Below are 17934 nucleotides of genomic sequence, written 5' to 3'. Positions count from 1 at the left end.
ATTGATTTGCGAAGTGGTACTCCCGCCCGCAGGCGCAAATTAAATCTCGTCCGGCGTCCGCAGATTGGTCACTGCAATACGTTCGCCGCGTTTACGCTCGCGTTCCGACTGCATATTGGCGCGATAAACGCCCTGATCGCCAACCACCCATGAGAGCGGACGACGTTCTTTACCAATGGACTCCTGCAGCAGCATCAGCGCCTGCATATAGGCCTCTGGACGCGGCGGGCAGCCCGGGATGTACACATCGACCGGAATGAATTTATCCACGCCCTGGACGACGGAATAGATGTCGTACATGCCGCCGGAGTTAGCGCAGGCGCCCATGGAGATCACCCACTTCGGCTCCAGCATCTGATCGTACAGACGCTGAATAACCGGCGCCATTTTGGTAAAGCAGGTTCCAGCGACCACCATCAGGTCCGCCTGACGCGGAGAGGCGCGCAGAACTTCTGCCCCAAAACGCGCAACGTCATGCACCGCAGTGAATGACGTCACCATTTCCACATAACAGCAAGAAAGGCCGAAGTTATACGGCCAAATTGAGTTCTTACGGCCCCAGTTCACCATGTCATGCAGCGCATGCTCGAGTTTCCCCATATACACGCTTTTATTGACTTCCTGCTCCAAGGGGTCGGTGACGATCTCCTGTTTCTGCAGGGGGTAACGGTCGTTCTCACCGTTAGGATCTATGCGGGTGAGCGTATAATCCATCTTATTGCCTCGCTTTTACTGCATATGACGGTTAGTGGGACTGTCTGTTTCCGGGTTAACCAGCGTGCGACGGGAACGCGCAGGCGTCCAGTCCAGTGCGCCGATGCGAACGAGATAAACCAGACCAGCCAGTAGCACTAAAATGAAAATTGCGGCTTCCACAAAGCCGACCCAGCCGCTCTCGCGGATAGAAGTCGACCATGCGTAGAGATACAGGGCTTCCACGTCGAAGATAACGAAGAACATGGCAACCAGATAAAACTTCGCAGAAAGACGTAAGCGGGCCGAACCAACGGAGTCAATCCCCGATTCAAACGGCGTGTTTTTGCTACGCGCGCGCGCGCGACCGCCAAGGTACCAGCCGCCGACGAGCATGAGGCAGCACAGGCCGATAGCGATGATGAGAAATATAGCGAATGCCCAATGATGAGCGATGACTTCAGTGGATGTTGACATACGCATTGCTTAACCAAAAAAGTGTAGCGCCAAAACCCTCTGCTCTTACTGGCAGATGAACGCCACAGCGTTTCACGGGAGGAATAAAAAAACCGTGCAAAAAAGCGTCCCTGGTTGATGTGAGAAGCCCAGATGCCGTGGCTTTTTACCCCTTTCTTTAACCTTTTGTCAACTTTAACAAAAGTTTTCATAACATTAATTTACATTGGAATCTTTTCATTAACATTAAATGCCCTTTTATGCGAAATAACCTTGCATACTGTTCGGTTTTAGTGTTGTTGAATCGTGTCCGTTTCCGTCGTAAATCAAAAATCCCTTCTATTTTGACAGGATTTAGCCTCGATTCCTCCCCCCAAAGAGGGGTATTTTCTTGATCTGTGACACGGTTTTGTTAATTACCCCAGGAAATCGGCAACAATCCGTCCGGTTTTTTAACATTAGCAGGAAGTGTTGAAAGTGCAGGGAAAAGTCGACAAGGTGAGCGCCCGGTCACGCCAATACGCTGATTTTTCAGGAAAGAAATAAAAAAAACATTCAAAACATCAATAATAGTGCAAAAAAAAGAGCCACCAGGCGGGAAACCCTCCCCTGAGGCTCTTTTTGCTCACTTACATTCTGTTACCAGTTTTTGTGATGTTTGTTAGAAAATTGCCCTCACAAAATGAAGGTGTTATCTCCCTCTTGCGGAGTAAGTGCCGGCCCCGTTCGCCAGGGGTCGCTCTCCTGACTCAGTGACTGAAAAATCACCTGCGGCAGCTCGCTCACCGTCTGCGGATTGCAACTGACCACATACCGGGTATCCGGCAGGCCAGGCAATCCATCGCTGATGCCAGCCACGCGCAAATCGGGGCTCATCATTTCGACGGGTCGCGCGGTGACGCCCAGCCCGGCTTTGACCGCCGCTTTCACCCCGGAGAGAGACGAAGCGCCATGGGCCAGATGCCATGGGACGCGGGCCGCCTCCAGCGCGGCAATAATATCCTGGCGGAATGGACCTGGCTCTTCGAGCAGGATCAGGGGAATAGACTCCCCTTTCGCCAGCACATATTCCGCCGCACAGTACCAGAGGGTCGGTGACGTTCTCAGGATGAAAGAGGTAAAGCCGGGAGGCTGATGGGTGGTCAGCGCCAGATCCACCCGCCCCTCGGCCAGCATCGCCATGATGGCGGCATGGGGATGCACTTTGATCTCCAGCGTCATTCTGGGATAGAAGCAGCCGATGCGGTTTAATAAAAACGGCAGGATGGTATCGGCCGTTTCTTCCGACGCGCCGATGGTCAATCCACCTTGCAGGCTGCCATACATCAGCGACATGCAGGCTTCATCGTTAAAACGCAGGATCTTGCGGGCATAGCCCAGTAGCTGGATGCCTTGCTCAGTCAGCAGTTTATTACGCCCGTGACGGGCGAAAAGCTCTTTGCCGACCAGCTGCTCCAGGCGTTGCATTTGCTGGCTGACCGCGGACTGGGTACGACACACTGCGGCGGCGGCAGCGGCGAAGGTGTTCAAATCAGCGACCGCCACAAAGGTGCGCAGCAGATCGAGATCAAGGTTGAGTATCGGACGTGTTGTATTAATCATCTTTCTTCACTTACAGGTGGCTAACGCTGACCTGCCTTGTTGATGCTTTGCGCCAGGTTTCCGGCTATTCCCTGAGCCTCGTGCTCACCGTCAGATGGCGGATAAACAACTGGACGAACGTTATTACATGCCAAAGTACTCGTCTGGGCAAATGCGCAGAACCACGGAGTAATATATTGTTCGTATTTCTCATTGTTATTTATTACCACGGCCAGCCAGGTGTCATGCGTCGCTCCGGAAAAGCGGCCAGTGGTGGTGAGAAAGTCTCTCTTCCACCGCGCGTTCACACAGGGAAGAATGAACAATAAAATCCTGTAATAACAATATATTAAACATCAATCCAACCGGAGTGCTTACCGGCTACCACTGATATTAACGGCGATATTCTAACCGATTCCCGCCCTTTTTATAAGCCTAAATAAGGATTAACTCAGATAATTTTAAATTTTTTTCAACGTTTTATATAAATTAACAAACCTCAGATTATTACCTGTCAAAAATAATAATAATGCCCCCGCGGACTGTTTTTTATTGATATTATTTAACATCAAAATTACAAATCAGTCCCTATTGTATTAAGGATAGCGTTGTTTAGTCTGCCAACATTCTTCGTTCGCCCCTTCGTCACACAAACAAACCAGATAAATGATGGCAAAAAAGGCATATGGTCTACATATACGACCAAAAAAAGCATCATAAGCAGGTATAACCTACAACCTAAAACCGTAAGCGGCAGATAAATCAATTACGCTTAAAATCCTGCGTTAGCAAAATCTTCTCCTGCAAAGCCTTCAAAACAGCGGGGATGCGGAGTACATTGTTCCGTGCTGACTTCCACGGCAGGGAGTGGCGATAACAGCTAAAAGGTCAAGATTCATGTCCCCCATCGAAAAATCCAGCAAGTTAGAGAACGTCTGTTACGACATCCGTGGCCCGGTTCTGAAAGAAGCGAAACGTCTTGAGGAAGAAGGCAATAAAGTTCTGAAACTGAACATCGGCAACCCGGCGCCATTCGGCTTCGAGGCCCCTGACGAGATCCTCGTCGACGTCATCCGCAATCTGCCTACTGCCCAGGGTTACTGCGATTCGAAAGGGTTGTATTCGGCGCGCAAAGCCATCATGCAGCATTACCAGGCCCGGGGAATGCGTGATGTCACGGTAGAAGATATTTACATCGGCAACGGCGTGTCCGAACTGATTGTGCAGGCGATGCAGGCGCTGTTAAACAGCGGCGATGAGATGCTGGTTCCCGCGCCGGACTACCCACTGTGGACGGCGGCGGTGTCGCTTTCCAGTGGCAAAGCGGTCCACTATCTGTGTGACGAATCCGCTGACTGGTTCCCGGATCTTGACGATATCCGCGCAAAAATCACGCCGCGCACCCGCGGGATCGTGATCATTAACCCCAACAACCCCACCGGCGCAGTCTATTCCAAAGAACTGCTGCAGGAGATCGTCGAGATCGCCCGGCAGCATAACCTGATTATTTTCGCCGATGAGATCTACGATAAGATCCTCTACGACGAAGCCCAGCATCACTCGATTGCTGCTCTGGCGCCAGATCTGCTGACCGTGACCTTCAACGGACTGTCGAAAACCTACCGTGTTGCCGGTTTCCGTCAGGGGTGGATGGTGCTGAATGGCCCGAAAAAACACGCGAAGGGCTATATCGAAGGCCTGGAGATGCTGGCGTCGATGCGTCTGTGCGCCAACGTGCCGGCACAACATGCTATCCAGACGGCGCTGGGCGGCTACCAGAGTATCAGCGAATTCATCATTCCCGGCGGGCGCCTGTATGAACAACGCAACCGCGCCTGGGAGCTGATCAACGATATTCCGGGTGTCTCCTGCATGAAGCCAAAAGGCGCGTTGTATATGTTCCCGAAAATCGATGCCAAACGCTTCAATATTCACGACGACCAGAAAATGGTGCTCGACTTCCTGTTGCAGGAGAAAGTCCTGCTGGTGCAGGGTACCGCGTTCAACTGGCCGTGGCCGGATCATGTGCGCATTGTGACGCTGCCTCGTGAAGACGACCTGGAGATGGCGATCTCCCGCTTTGGCCGCTTCCTCTCCGGCTACCACCAGCTTTAATCGCTACGCCGCCGGCATTTGCATCCGGCGGCGATCCCTGCGCACAATGGAACCCGATGTTGTCACTGATTAAGGGTTCCTATGAGTCAGAGTCATTTCTTTGCCCACCTCTCCCGCCTGAAACTGATTAACCGCTGGCCGCTGATGCGCAACGTGCGCACCGAAAATGTCTCCGAACACAGTCTGCAGGTGGCGATGGTCGCCCATGCGCTGGCGGCAATTAAAAACCGTAAATTTGGCGGCCAGGTCAACGCCGAACGTATCGCCCTGCTGGCGATGTACCATGACGCCTCCGAAGTATTAACTGGCGACCTCCCTACCCCGGTGAAATATTTCAATTCCCAGATTGCCCAGGAATATAAGGCGATTGAGAAAATTGCTCAGCAAAAGCTGGTGGATATGGTCCCTGACGAGCTGCGCGATATTTTCGAGCCGCTGATTGATGAGCATCACTACAGTGAGGAAGAGCAGTCGATCGTTAAACAGGCTGACGCCCTCTGCGCTTACCTGAAGTGCCTCGAAGAGCTGTCTGCGGGTAACAACGAATTTCTGCTGGCCAAAGGCCGTCTGGAAAAGACGCTGGCGTCGCGGCGAAGCGCAGAGATGGATTACTTTATGCAGGTGTTTGTCCCGAGCTTCCAGCTGTCGCTGGATGAAATAAGCCAGGATTCGCCGCTGTAATTTTTCAGGCCGGGCAGCGGTTGCGCCCTACCCGGCCTGACACCCTTAAAACGGAAACAATACCGGGATCAGCAGCACGCAGACCACCATCACCAGTACGGTGAAGGGCACGCCAATCTTCACAAAGTCGCTGAAGGAATACTTACCCGGGCCAAGCACCAGGGTGTTGACCGGCGAGGAAACCGGAGTCATAAACGCCGCCGAAGCCGCCATCGCCACCACCATGGCGAAGGGATAGGGCGACACCCCCATTGACTTCGCTGCTGCCAGGGCTATAGGCGCCATCAGGACCGCGGTCGCGGTATTAGAGATGAACAGGCCTATCGCCGCGCACATTACAAACAGGCAGCCGAGCATCAGATAAGGCCCCTCGCTTCCGGCGACGTCCATCAGTCCCTTGACCACCAGATCTACCCCGCCGGTTTTCTGCAACGCCAGGGCAAACGGCATCATCCCGACAATCAAAATAATGCTTGGCCAGTGGATCGCCTTATAGGCGCTTTCGGCGTTGATGCAGCGGAATTTGCCCATCAGCAGGCAGGCGATGATCGCGGCAATCGGGTTGGGAATTTCATCAGTGAGCATCAGGGCTACCATCAACACCAGACAGAAAATCGCGTGCGGAGCCTGGCTGTGTGCCGGCGAAGCGTCATCCACTTCAACCGGCATATTGAGCACCACGAAATCACGCCCACGCTTCGCCAGCAGGGCAATTTGCCGCCAGTTGCCGACCACCAGCAGGATATCGCCGAGCTGCAGCGGCTCATCGACCACGGAACCATCCATCGCCTCGCCATCGCGCTTCATGCCGACGATATTGAGACCAAACCGGGTGCGGAACGCTATCTCACGCACCGTTTTCCCAATCATCTCCGAATCCGGGATCAGCGACACCTCCGCCATGCCCACATCCAGCGCCTGATCGGCAAAATACTCGCCGCGCAGCACCATCGGCTCGAGCATCTGCTCACCACAGAACTGGCGTAAGTCGACATCGGAGGCGGACATATCGATCAGCAGGACGTCGCGGGCGCGGAATTCCGATACCCCGTTGACGTTAACAATCACCCGACGGAACCGCCGCCAGCGTTCGACGCCGATGACGTTGGCACAGTACCGCTCACGCAGTTTTAAATCATCAAGACGCTGGCCGATCATCGGCGAACCAGGACGGATCGCCAGCCGGCGGGCGCGGCCAGTGAGGTGATATTCGCGGATCAGATCGCGGAAGGTGCTTCTTTTACGGCCATCACGCGCGGATTCGCCATTCTCTGTCTTCAGCATAAAGCGCACCGCCAGCATATAGACGATGCCCAGGATCAGCACCACCAGGCCAATCGGCGTGACGCTGAAAAAACTGAAGCCGTGCAGCCCTTCGCGCAGCAGTTCACTGTTGACGACCAGGTTGGGGGGCGTTGCGACCAGGGTCATCATCCCGCTGATAAGTCCGGCAAAGCTCAGCGGCATCATCAGCCGCGAGGGAGAGGTATTCATCCGCGCCGACACGCTGAGCACTACCGGAATGAAAATGGCGACCACCCCGGTTGAACTCATAAACGCACCCAGCCCGGCGACGGTGAGCATCAGGTAAACCAGCATCTTGGTTTCGCTGTTGCCCGCCACACTCACCAGCCACGCCCCCATCTTGGTGGCCACCCCGGTACGCACCAGGCCATCACCGATAATAAACAGGGCGGCAATCAGGATCACGTTAGGATCGCTGAACCCGGAAAAGGCTTCATTCAGCGTCAGCGTGCCGCTGAGGACGAAGGCGACAATGACCATCAGGGCGATAGCATCCATGCGCACCTTGCCGGTAGCAAACAGCACAACCGCGATAGCCAGAAGGGATAAAACCCAAATCAATTCACCGTTCACAACGTTTCCTTGTCACAAGTGGGAGTCGACATAGTGGCATAAAAAAGCCCCGGCAACGCGGGGCGAAATCATACGTTTACGCTTTAAGACGCACATTAACATAGCCGTCCGCCTGGCGTTCGATCACCAGATCGTCCAGGCTACTCAGCACGAGGTCGGCTTCATCCAGTCGAGGGGCATCGGCAGGCACGTTGACCGCGATGGTGCGACACCCCGCCGCCAGGCCGGAGAGCAACCCCGCCGGCGCATCTTCTACCACCGCGCACTGATCGGCCGGTAGTCCCAGCCGCTCGGCGCCCAGCAGATAGGCGTCCGGCGCCGGTTTTCCGTGTTTTACCTGCTCAGCGGTGATGAAGACCTCCGGCATCGGCAGGCCTGCCGCGCGATGACGCGCGTGGGCAACCGGCACCGACCCGGAAGTGACAATCGCCCATGGGATCCCAGCCTCATTGAGGGTACTCAGCAGGGTTAACGCCCCCGGCAGAGCGACAATGCCCTCGATATCAGTGGCTTCAATCTGCTCGAGGAAGCGGAATTCGGCCTGGATATCCTCCTCGCTACGACCCGGCATAAAATGGCGAATAGAGGTAATGGCCTGCTTGCCGTGAATAAAACTGAGAATTTCATCATGGTCAATGGCGAAACGATCGCCCCACTTACACCATGAACGCTCCACCACCGGCAAGGAATCCACCAGCGTCCCGTCTAAATCGAACAGGAAACCTTTACACTGCACGGGCACCTCCCTCAGGCATTGATAATTTGGTTAATTTCATTACTGCTCAGGTGATACTGGCGCGGACAGGCGTGCCAGACGCTCAGCATCCGCTGATATTTCTCCCACATCGGGGTCTGCGAGTTAAAGCCATGAGTGCCGGCGTCAAAATGGCTGTAGCGGCCTTCAATATTGACCATAAAGCGTACATAGCCGAGAAAACGCGCTTCGGTGGCGGCATCAAATCCGAGGAAGGTAACCCGACGCTCGTCGATACCCGCCGCGTCTTTCAGGTTGGTCCAGGAGACATGTAGCGCGTGGTACATCTCCATGATATCGATAACGGTACGGCAGGTTTCTTCCGTCAGCTGGCCAAACTCGCGGTCCAGTTCGCGCATCTGCAGCCCATACCCACGCTCAATGATGGTCTGCAGACGACGGTAGCGTTCCGCATTGTCCGGGTCGAGCATCGTCATCATTTTGTACTGATTGGATAAAATCAGACGCTGCGCATTGGTCATTTCCATGTTGTGACTCCTGTAGCACGGTAGGGCGTGAAATAAAGAAGGCGCATAAATCATGCGCCTTCTTTTATATGCGTTTTCCGTAGTGAATTACAAATCATCAAGGAAAGTTTTATCCAGTTGTTTGAAGGCGCGCTTAAGCGTGTCAGCCAGCGCCTGATAATCGGGCTTGCCTTCGACCGGCGCCAGCGCCTGCCCCGCCTCCTGCAGTTTGCCGCGCACTTCGTAAAACCAGTTAAGAATGGAGGGCGGCAGCGGCGTCACCGAACGCTTACCCAACCACCATAATCCCTGCATCGGCAGGCTCAGGGCAAACAGCGCGGTGGCGACAGCGGGACCCAACTGGCCGCCCAGGGCTATCTGCCAGCACAGCGTAAAAATGGCGATCGGCGGCATGATACGGATAGCATAGCGGGTGGCACGAATAATGCGGTTTTCGATAAACACCGGCGCGAGGCGCTTGTCGAGAGGCCAGGTCTTTGCGTAATGCTGCCCGCGGTTGAACAAGCTAAAGAAGCTAACGGGGCGTTTCTCAGGGGTCGACATGGCTTTACCTCAACTTTACATATAAAACTTAAAAAATTCGTGCAAAACACCAACTATGCATGACATCGTTCAAAAGATTTTGGCAAAGGATGCCGCAATCAGGTATCCTGTGCCCGCCTGAAAGGGCGGATAGACTCTTTTGCCAGGCTAGTCAAATTATCGCATATTCTGCCATTGGCTGAAAATTATGCAAAATGGCATAAAATCAAATGTACTTCTCTCATCGTGCCCGAAAACAGAACAAGGCATGATGTTAATCATAAATGTCGAGGTCATCCTGCGCTACGCTAATGACACACTGACGTTTTTTTAGCCACGTATCATAAAAAGGTACTTCCATGTCGAGTAAGTTAGTACTGGTTCTGAACTGCGGTAGCTCCTCTCTGAAATTTGCTATCCTTGATGCCGTTAACGGCGACGAATATCTGTCCGGTTTAGCGGAATGCTTCCACCTGCCGGAAGCCCGTATCAAATGGAAAATTGACGGCGGCAAGCAAGAAGCTGAATTAGGCGCCGGTGCCGCGCACAGTGAAGCACTGAACTTTATCGTTAACACTATTCTGGCACAAAAACCAGAACTGTCTGCTCAGCTGACCGCAATCGGCCACCGTATCGTACACGGCGGTGAAAAATACACCAGCTCCGTGGTGATCGACGAGTCTGTGATTCAGGGTATTAAAGACGCAGCGTCTTTCGCACCGCTGCACAACCCGGCACACCTGATCGGCATCGCTGAAGCGCTGAAATCCTTCCCGCATCTGAAAGACAAAAACGTGGCCGTATTCGATACGGCGTTCCACCAGACCATGCCGGAAGAATCCTATCTCTACGCCCTGCCGTACAGCCTGTACAAAGAGCATGGCGTTCGTCGTTACGGCGCGCACGGCACCAGCCACTTCTATGTGACTCAGGAAGCCGCTAAGATCCTGAACAAGCCGGTGGAAGAGCTGAACATCATCACCTGCCACCTCGGCAACGGTGGTTCTGTTTCCGCTATCCGTAACGGTAAATGCGTTGATACCTCTATGGGGCTGACGCCGCTGGAAGGTCTGGTGATGGGTACCCGCTCCGGCGACATCGACCCGGCAATCATCTTCCATCTGCACGACACCCTGGGCATGAGCGTTGACGCGATCAACAAAATGCTGACCAAAGAGTCCGGCCTGCTGGGTCTGACCGAAGTCACCAGCGACTGCCGCTACGTGGAAGACAACTACCAGGAAAAAGCCGACGCTAAACGCGCGATGGATGTCTACTGCCACCGCCTGGCGAAATACATCGGCTCCTACACCGCGCTGATGGACGGTCGTCTCGACGCCGTTATCTTCACCGGCGGTATCGGTGAAAACGCCGCGATGGTGCGTGAACTGTCGCTGGGCAAACTGGGCGTCCTGGGCTTCGAAGTTGACCACGAACGTAACCTGGCTGCCCGTTTCGGCAAGTCTGGCTTCATCAACAAAGAAGGCACCCGTCCTGCCGTGGTTATCCCGACCAACGAAGAACTGGTCATCGCGCAAGACGCCAGCCGTCTGACCGCTTAATTCCACACCGCCAGCCATAACCTTCAATAATTCGAGCTGCAGGAAGGCGGCGACGCAGCAAATCCCCGGTGGCGTACACCACGTACGCCACCGGGGTGAGCAAGTAGAGCCAACGCGCATGCAACTTGAAGTATGACGGGTAGCTGGTGGTGCTGTTTTGTATCCCGCCTGATACTGGCGGTAACGAAAGAGGATATACCGTGTCCCGTACTATCATGTTAATTCCTACCGGTACCAGCGTAGGCCTGACCAGCGTCAGCCTCGGTGTGATCCGTGCTATGGAACGCAAAGGCGTTCGTCTGAGCGTCTTTAAACCAATCGCCCAACCGCGCTCCGGTGGCGATGCGCCAGACCAGACCACCACCATCGTTCGCGCCAGCTCCTCCACGACCACCGCCGCTGAACCGCTGAAGATGAACCACGTTGAATCTCTGCTCTCCAGCAATCAGAAAGATGTGCTGATGGAAGAGATCATCGCCAACTACCACGCGAACACTCAGGATGCGGAAGTGGTACTGGTGGAAGGCCTGGTGCCGACCCGTAAGCATCAGTTCGCGCAGGCGCTGAACTTTGAAATCGCCAAAACGCTGAACGCGGAAATCGTCTTCGTGATGTCGCAGGGCACCGATACGCCAGAGCAGCTGAACGAGCGTATTGAACTGACCCGCAACAGCTTCGGCGGCGCGAAAAACACCAGCATTACCGGCGTTATCGTCAACAAACTGAACGCACCGGTCGACGAGCAGGGCCGTACCCGTCCTGACCTGTCCGAAATCTTCGACGACTCGTCGAAAGCGAAAGTCGTGAAAATCGACCCGGCTCAGCTGCAGAAAGGCAGCACCCTGCCGGTGCTGGGCGCGGTGCCGTGGAGCTTCGATCTGATCGCCACCCGCGCGATCGACATGGCGCATCACCTGAATGCCACCATCATCAACGAAGGCGATATCAACACCCGCCGCGTGAAATCCGTGACCTTCTGCGCGCGCAGCATCCCACACATGCTGGAGCACTTCCGTGCAGGCTCGCTGCTGGTCACCTCGGCAGATCGTCCTGACGTGCTGGTCGCTGCCTGCCTGGCCGCGATGAACGGCGTGGAAATCGGCGCCATCCTGCTGACCGGCGGCTATGAAATGGACGCGCGCATCAGCAAGCTGTGCGAACGTGCCTTCGCCACCGGCCTGCCGGTGTTTATGGTCAATACCAATACCTGGCAGACCTCCCTGAGCCTGCAGAGCTTCAACCTCGAAGTACCGGTTGACGATCACGAGCGCATCGAGAAAGTTCAGGAATACGTGGCCAACTACATCAACGCCGACTGGATCGAATCGCTGACCGCGACCTCCGAGCGCAGCCGCCGTCTCTCCCCGCCAGCCTTCCGCTACCAGCTGACCGAGCTGGCGCGCAAAGCCGGCAAACGCGTTGTCCTGCCGGAAGGCGACGAACCGCGTACCGTGAAAGCCGCCGCTATCTGTGCGGAACGTGGCATCGCCACCTGTGTGCTGCTGGGTAACCCGGATGAGATCAACCGCGTTGCCGCAGCGCAGGGCGTTGAGCTGGGCGCGGGTATCGAAATCGTCGACCCGGAAGTGGTTCGCGAAAGCTACGTGGCTCGCCTGGTCGAACTGCGTAAGAGCAAGGGCATGACCGAAGCCGTCGCTCGCGAGCAGCTGGAAGACAACGTGGTTCTCGGCACCCTGATGCTGGAACAAGACGAAGTCGACGGCCTGGTGTCCGGCGCGGTTCACACCACCGCCAACACCATTCGTCCGCCGCTGCAGCTGATCAAAACCGCACCGGGCAGCTCGCTGGTCTCTTCCGTATTCTTCATGCTGCTGCCGGAACAGGTTTATGTCTACGGCGACTGCGCGATCAACCCGGATCCGACGGCAGAACAGCTGGCGGAAATCGCCATTCAGTCCGCTGACTCCGCCATTGCTTTCGGTATCGAACCGCGCGTAGCGATGCTCTCCTACTCCACCGGTACCTCCGGCGCGGGTAGCGATGTTGAGAAAGTCCGCGAAGCGACCCGTCTGGCGCAGGAAAAACGTCCTGACCTGATGATCGATGGCCCGCTGCAGTACGACGCCGCCGTCATGGCTGACGTGGCGAAATCCAAAGCGCCGAATTCGCCGGTTGCTGGCCGCGCGACCGTGTTCATCTTCCCGGATCTGAACACCGGTAACACCACGTACAAAGCGGTACAGCGCTCTGCCGACCTGATCTCCATCGGGCCGATGCTGCAGGGTATGCGCAAGCCGGTCAACGACCTGTCTCGTGGCGCCCTGGTTGACGATATCGTCTATACCATCGCTCTGACCGCGATCCAGTCAGCTCAGCAGCAGAAGTAATTCCCCGCTGAGATAAAAGCAAAAGGCAGCCAGATGGCTGCCTTTTTTCGTCAGGAGGCGAGCAGCTGTTGCTGCTGCGCGATTGCGGTATTACTCGCCCTCTTCCGCGTCATCATACTCATTACCCGCGTTACGGGTCATCCACAGCGCCAGCGCTTTCAGCGAGTCCGGCGTGAATTCATCGCAGCGGGCGGTGATCTCTTCCGGCGTTAACCAACACACCTCGCTGACCTCTTCTTCCTGCAGCGCAAATGGCCCATGCGAGACGCAGCTGAACAGGCTTCCCCAGACGCGACAGAACTTATCTTCGTAGTAAAACTGACCGTGATCGGCAAACGGTACTCCCGCGATGCCTAACTCTTCTTCGGCCTCGCGACGGGCAGACTCCAGCAGTTGCTCATCGGCCTGAACGACGCCTCCGGCGGTGGCATCCAGCATGCCCGGATGAAAGTCTTTTGTCTCGGTGCGTCGCTGCACCAGAATTTTTCCCATTCCGTCGTGAACGACGATATAGGTCGCCCGGTGACGCAGGCACTGCGCGCGCATCTGCTCGCGGCTGGATTGTGCTATCACCTCATTGTTTTCATTAACAATATCGACCCATTCTGTGCTTGCCAAATGATTCTGTTCCGCCATCAGGAAACCTTACTTTGAAAGCGCTCTCGCGGCGCGTCTTTATGATTGAGGGCTAAATTACGGGTAAATTGCGACCTCTGCAATAACCTGATTATCATTGAGTGCTAAAACCTGCAGACGCCCCTGATCCAGCAGCCCATAGCTGGCGGAATATCCCCCTTTCGGGATACTCACTGAGCCAGGATTAAACAGGTAGATCGCACCGCGTTTTTCCGCAACCGGAATATGAGTATGGCCGTAAGCCAGAACATCGCCAGCGTCCAGCGGCGGCAAATTTTCCGGGCTATAAAGATGGCCATGGGTCAGAAACAGGCGGTAGCGTTCGCTGAGCACCTGTTGCCAGGGCGCGGTCATGGGAAAACGAAGTAGCATCTGATCCACTTCGCTGTCGCAATTGCCGCGAACGGCAATAATGCGCTCCGCCACGCTGTTAAGCCGCTCCGCCACCTCACCCGGCGCATAGCCTTCCGGCAGCGCATTGCGTGGCCCGTGATTGAGCACATCGCCGAGAATAATAAGCCACCTGGCGCCGCTTTGCGCGAATCGTTCAAGCACGCGTTCCGTAGCGGGCAGCGAACCGTGAATATCGGAGGCAAACATCAGTTTCATAGATTCCATCTCCACTGGTTACAATGCCACTATGATAGCGGAAGCGCGGCGGGCGATCAGCCTGCGCGTTTGGCGGAAAGCGCGGCGTAACGCTGGATTGAGGCCCGTTGCCACTGAAAAGTCGCATAATCGGCCAGCGTCTCCGGCACCTCATCGCCATTGAGAACCAGACGATTGAGCATCAGCGCCAGGTCGGCGTCGGCAATGGACCATTCGCCAAATAAATTTTGCCCGCCGTGGGCCAGTAGCATGGCGGCGGTGGTAAACAGTTTTTCCGCAGATTGCTTGCCTGCCTCGCTGAGGGCCGGCATTTTCACCCCGCCAAACACCACGGCGGTCGATCGCTCTTCACGAATCGGCACCAGATCGCTGCGCAGCCAGGCCTGGATCTGCCGGGCGCGGGCGCGTTTTTGCAGATCATGCGGGTAAATGCGCTCCCACTCCGGCGGGGCGAAACGCTCATCCAGATACTCGGTAATCGCCGAGGACTCGCTCAGCGCGAAATCATCAACCTCCAGCAGCGGTACGCGACGGGTGGCGGTATAGCCCGTCCAGCCGGCCTGCAGATGTTCGCCGCGGTTCAGGTCGACGGTTTTAAGGCTAAAAGGCAGGCTCTTTTCCTGCAGGGCGACATAGACAGACATCACATACGGTGAGAAAAAATCGGCATCGGACCACAGGGTAATCACAGGCTGGCTCATGGCTTCCTCAAGGATGGTAGACAGGACAATAAGCCAACATAGCCTGGCTTGCCGGGGATGTCACTGCTCGTCCGCGAGTCAGCATCACCTGGCTGCCTCCAGACCGATGCGCCGCTCGCGGATTTCCTCCCGGGTTGCGCAGCTTCACCTATACTCGAACAGTTTGCGACCCACGACGGCGGGAAATATTATGATCGATCTCTACTATGCACCCACCCCAAACGGCCACAAAATCACCCTGTTTCTCGAAGAGGCGCAGCTGGCCTATCGGCTAATTCGGGTCGATATCGGCAAAGGGGAACAGTTTCATCCACAGTTTCTGGCGATTTCGCCGAATAACAAAATCCCGGCGATTGTCGACCATATGCCTGTCGATGGCGGGGCGCCGTTGAGCGTCTTCGAGTCCGGCGCCATCCTGCTCTATCTGGCGGAGAAAAGCGGCAAGCTGCTGAGCGGTGAGCTGCGGGAGCGCTATATTACTCTGCAATGGCTATTCTGGCAGGTCGGCGGTCTTGGGCCGATGCTGGGACAAAATCAGCATTTTGCCCACTCGGCGCCGCAAACGGTGCCCTATGCCATTGAACGTTTTCAGGTGGAAACCCAGCGACTGTACGGGGTTCTCAACCACCGTCTCGAAGCCAGTCCGTGGCTTGGCGGCGACCATTACAGCATCGCCGATATTGCCGCCTGGCCCTGGGTCAACAACCATGTCCGACAGCGTATCGATCTGGCGAACTATCCGGCGGTGCATAACTGGTATGAGCGCATTAAGCAGCGACCGGCGACCATTGAAGCGATGCTAAAAATTCAGCCTTATTAACCCCCTGCTCGCCCGTCGCGCTTTGTTGTATGATTGCAGAACTTACAACACGGAGGAAGCCTGCAATGTCTCAACCAGACGCCATTATTCGTATTAAGAACCTGCGCCTGCGTACTTTTATTGGAATTAAAGAGGAAGAGATCGCCAACCGCCAGGACGTGGTGGTGAATGTGGCGATTCACTATCCCGCCGATAAGGCGCGCGATAGCGAAGACATCAATGATGCGCTGAACTACCGCACCATTACCAAGCGCATCATCAGCCATCTTGAGAATGGCCGTTTCTCGTTGCTGGAAAAATTAACTCAGGATGTGCTGAATATCGCATGCGAACATCACTGGGTCACATATGCTGAAGTGGAGATCGATAAACTTCATGCGCTGCGCTATGCCGACTCGGTGTCAATGACCATGAGCTGGCGGCGATAACGATGTCAGGGAGGTGGTATGAAGATCCTGCTTACGGGTGGCACCGGCCTGATTGGCCGACATCTGATACCCCGGTTGCTGGAGCTGGGGCATAGCGTCACGGTTTCCACGCGGCACCCGGATAGCGCCCGCGCCCGCCTCGATCCGCGCGTCACGCTGTGGCGCGATTTCGAAGGCCATCACCACCTCAATGATATTGATGCCGTTATTAATCTGGCAGGTGAGCCCATAGCTGATAAACGCTGGACGGCCGAGCAGAAACAACGCTTGTGCCATAGCCGCTGGGATCTCACTCAGCGGCTGGTGGGCCTGATCCACGCCAGCGACACGCCTCCCTCCGTGCTGATCAGCGGGTCTGCCACCGGCTACTACGGCGATCTCGGCGAGGTGGTGGTGACCGAAGAAGAACCACCGCACAATGAGTTTACCCATAAGCTTTGCGCCCGCTGGGAGCAAATTGCCTGCGAAGCGCAAAGCGAACGTACCCGCGTCTGCCTGCTGCGCACCGGCGTGGTACTGGCCCCGCGGGGCGGTATTCTCGGCAAAATGACGCCCGCCTTTAAGCTCGGCCTCGGTGGGCCTATCGGCAGCGGCAGACAGTATCTGGCCTGGATCCATATCGACGATATGGTTAACGGCATTCTGTGGCTGCTGGATAACGATCTACGCGGTCCGTTCAATATGGTTTCTCCCTACCCAGTGCATAACGAACAGTTCGCCCACGCCTTGGGTCATGCGCTCAATCGACCAGCCATTTTCCGCGTTCCTGCCGCTGCTATTCGCCTGCTGATGGGTGAGTCTGCCGTCCTGGTGCTCGGTGGCCAGCGCGCGCTGCCTAAGCGTCTGGAAGCCGCTGGATTCGCCTTCCGCTGGTACGATCTGGAAGAAGCGCTAAAGGATGTGCTGAGTTAATGGCTGACACAGGGGAGCATTGGCTCCCCTGATTCCATTCTGCTGGCTCATGCTCCACGCCTGGATGGCGGCCTCACCCTGGCGCTGCAGCATCGCCATATTCACGACAAATAGCGCCCTTAATCGCCTGAATTCACCGCCAGCCGGCCGGTTCGCCGATGTTACCTGGCGAAGCAAAGTGCTAAGGTAGGCTTTTCTTTCTGCGTATTGACTGCTTTATGACAACCATCACCACACCACGCCTTTCGCTTACCCGCTTTGTTACCGATGACTGGCCCTTTTTTCTGCGCCTGCGCCAGGATCCGCTGGTGATGCGTTTTATGGGGGAAGTGTTAAGCGAGACGGCGCTACGCAGCGTATTTGCCAGCCGCTGTGCCGATCCCGGGGTGTTTGTTTTGCGTGATAAACGCGGCGACGCGCTGGGCGATATAGGGCTACGCATCAGTCCGAAAAATCCGCACGAGGCTGACGTCGGCTACGCCCTGTTACCGCAGGCTCAGGGAAGAGGCTATGCCAGCGAAGCGCTGCGCGCGATCTGCGATTATGGTTTCAGCACGCTGGGGGTGCAGGCCATCAATGCCTGGGTGCTGAGTGAAAATCATGGCTCATCGCGCCTGCTGGAGAAGCAAGGCTTTGTGCGCACCCAGGTGCTGGAGAAAGCCTATCATCTGAACGGCATCGATTACGATGACTGGATCTATCGGCTGGAGCGGGAAGTTCACCCGACGCCTACAGACGCCGGGTGAGCCG

General features: G+C 55.8%; 19 protein-coding genes. 8 read left to right on the top strand and 11 right to left on the bottom strand.

Features of this window, described 5'->3' with window-relative positions:
• Positions 1-39: 39 nt before the first annotated feature.
• The 3 genes from nuoB to N438_RS21535 form a co-directional block, all read right to left on the bottom strand.
• Positions 40-714: an NADH-quinone oxidoreductase subunit NuoB gene (nuoB, locus tag N438_RS21555; RefSeq protein WP_002913178.1), complete on the bottom strand. Its 675-nt coding sequence runs from the start codon at positions 712-714 to the stop codon at positions 40-42.
• Between the two features lie 15 nt (positions 715-729).
• Positions 730-1176, bottom strand: a complete 447-nt coding sequence (nuoA, locus tag N438_RS21550; protein ID WP_002913181.1) for an NADH-quinone oxidoreductase subunit NuoA — start codon at positions 1174-1176, stop codon at positions 730-732.
• 648 nt (positions 1177-1824) lie between these two features.
• On the bottom strand, positions 1825-2751 hold the full coding sequence (locus N438_RS21535) for a LysR family transcriptional regulator (protein ID WP_008803945.1): 927 nt from the start codon (positions 2749-2751) through the stop codon (positions 1825-1827).
• A gap of 876 nt (positions 2752-3627) precedes the next feature.
• On the opposite strand from N438_RS21535, the gene alaA reads away from it, so the two are divergent.
• Together alaA and yfbR are read left to right on the top strand one after the other, a co-directional pair.
• Entirely contained in the window at positions 3628-4845 is a 1218-nt protein-coding gene (gene alaA / locus N438_RS21525; protein WP_008803944.1) for an alanine transaminase AlaA, read from the top strand.
• 81 nt (positions 4846-4926) lie between these two features.
• Positions 4927-5526, top strand: a complete 600-nt coding sequence (gene yfbR / locus N438_RS21520) for a 5'-deoxynucleotidase (RefSeq protein WP_002913188.1) — start codon at positions 4927-4929, stop codon at positions 5524-5526.
• A gap of 45 nt (positions 5527-5571) precedes the next feature.
• On the opposite strand, the gene N438_RS21515 is transcribed toward yfbR, so the two are convergent.
• From N438_RS21515 to yfbV, 4 genes are all read right to left on the bottom strand, one after another.
• Positions 5572-7404 carry an SLC13 family permease gene (locus N438_RS21515; RefSeq protein WP_008803943.1) on the bottom strand — a complete coding sequence of 611 codons (1833 nt, stop codon included), beginning with the start codon at positions 7402-7404 and terminating at the stop codon, positions 5572-5574.
• A 76-nt stretch (positions 7405-7480) separates the two neighbouring features.
• Positions 7481-8140 carry a sugar phosphatase gene (locus N438_RS21510; protein WP_008803942.1) on the bottom strand — a complete coding sequence of 220 codons (660 nt, stop codon included), beginning with the start codon at positions 8138-8140 and terminating at the stop codon, positions 7481-7483.
• An 11-nt stretch (positions 8141-8151) separates the two neighbouring features.
• Positions 8152-8646: a YfbU family protein gene (locus tag N438_RS21505; protein ID WP_012540982.1), complete on the bottom strand. Its 495-nt coding sequence runs from the start codon at positions 8644-8646 to the stop codon at positions 8152-8154.
• A gap of 87 nt (positions 8647-8733) precedes the next feature.
• Positions 8734-9189 carry a terminus macrodomain insulation protein YfbV gene (gene yfbV / locus N438_RS21500; RefSeq protein WP_002913194.1) on the bottom strand — a complete coding sequence of 152 codons (456 nt, stop codon included), beginning with the start codon at positions 9187-9189 and terminating at the stop codon, positions 8734-8736.
• 338 nt (positions 9190-9527) lie between these two features.
• Between yfbV and ackA the strand changes: the two genes are divergently transcribed.
• A complete protein-coding gene (gene ackA, locus N438_RS21495; protein WP_008803940.1) occupies positions 9528-10730 on the top strand; it encodes an acetate kinase in 1203 nt (400 codons plus the stop codon).
• 200 nt (positions 10731-10930) lie between these two features.
• The gene (gene pta / locus N438_RS21490) at positions 10931-13078 is read left to right on the top strand and encodes a phosphate acetyltransferase (RefSeq protein ID WP_008803939.1); all 2148 of its coding nucleotides are present in this window, start codon (positions 10931-10933) and stop codon (positions 13076-13078) included.
• A gap of 90 nt (positions 13079-13168) precedes the next feature.
• Here the strand turns inward: pta and yfcD are convergent, their stop codons facing one another.
• From yfcD to yfcF, 3 genes are read right to left on the bottom strand one after another with little or no spacing between them, the layout of a single operon-like run.
• Positions 13169-13714, bottom strand: a complete 546-nt coding sequence (gene yfcD, locus N438_RS21485; protein WP_012540981.1) for an NUDIX hydrolase YfcD — start codon at positions 13712-13714, stop codon at positions 13169-13171.
• A gap of 57 nt (positions 13715-13771) precedes the next feature.
• Positions 13772-14323 carry a phosphodiesterase gene (gene yfcE / locus N438_RS21480; protein WP_116696497.1) on the bottom strand — a complete coding sequence of 184 codons (552 nt, stop codon included), beginning with the start codon at positions 14321-14323 and terminating at the stop codon, positions 13772-13774.
• A gap of 56 nt (positions 14324-14379) precedes the next feature.
• Complete coding sequence (gene yfcF, locus N438_RS21475; protein ID WP_016161591.1) at positions 14380-15024, bottom strand: glutathione transferase; 645 nt, start codon at positions 15022-15024, stop codon at positions 14380-14382.
• Positions 15025-15214: 190 nt separating this feature from the next.
• On the opposite strand from yfcF, the gene yfcG reads away from it, so the two are divergent.
• The 3 genes from yfcG to N438_RS21460 all read left to right on the top strand — a co-directional run bounded on the left by yfcG (position 15215) and on the right by N438_RS21460 (position 17184).
• Positions 15215-15844 (top strand): GSH-dependent disulfide bond oxidoreductase, encoded by a 630-nt coding sequence (yfcG, locus tag N438_RS21470; RefSeq protein WP_012967506.1) that lies wholly within the window; start codon positions 15215-15217, stop codon positions 15842-15844.
• A 65-nt stretch (positions 15845-15909) separates the two neighbouring features.
• Positions 15910-16272: a dihydroneopterin triphosphate 2'-epimerase gene (gene folX, locus N438_RS21465; protein ID WP_002913200.1), complete on the top strand. Its 363-nt coding sequence runs from the start codon at positions 15910-15912 to the stop codon at positions 16270-16272.
• 18 nt (positions 16273-16290) lie between these two features.
• Complete coding sequence (locus tag N438_RS21460) at positions 16291-17184, top strand: TIGR01777 family oxidoreductase (protein ID WP_022066031.1); 894 nt, start codon at positions 16291-16293, stop codon at positions 17182-17184.
• On the opposite strand, the gene N438_RS28385 is transcribed toward N438_RS21460, so the two are convergent.
• Positions 17164-17283, bottom strand: a complete 120-nt coding sequence (locus N438_RS28385; protein WP_046621444.1) for a hypothetical protein — start codon at positions 17281-17283, stop codon at positions 17164-17166. The two genes, N438_RS21460 and N438_RS28385, sit on opposite strands and share 21 nt — an antisense overlap.
• A 119-nt stretch (positions 17284-17402) precedes the next feature.
• Between N438_RS28385 and N438_RS21455 the strand changes: the two genes are divergently transcribed.
• On the top strand, positions 17403-17930 hold the full coding sequence (locus tag N438_RS21455) for a GNAT family N-acetyltransferase (protein ID WP_022066030.1): 528 nt from the start codon (positions 17403-17405) through the stop codon (positions 17928-17930).
• Positions 17931-17934 lie beyond the last annotated feature (4 nt).

The organism is Klebsiella sp. GL120222-02 (assembly GCF_003097195.1).
Lineage (GTDB): Bacteria > Pseudomonadota > Gammaproteobacteria > Enterobacterales > Enterobacteriaceae > Klebsiella > Klebsiella variicola.
Note: the sequence above shows the minus strand (reverse complement) of the source record. Positions and strands in the feature narration are given on the sequence as shown.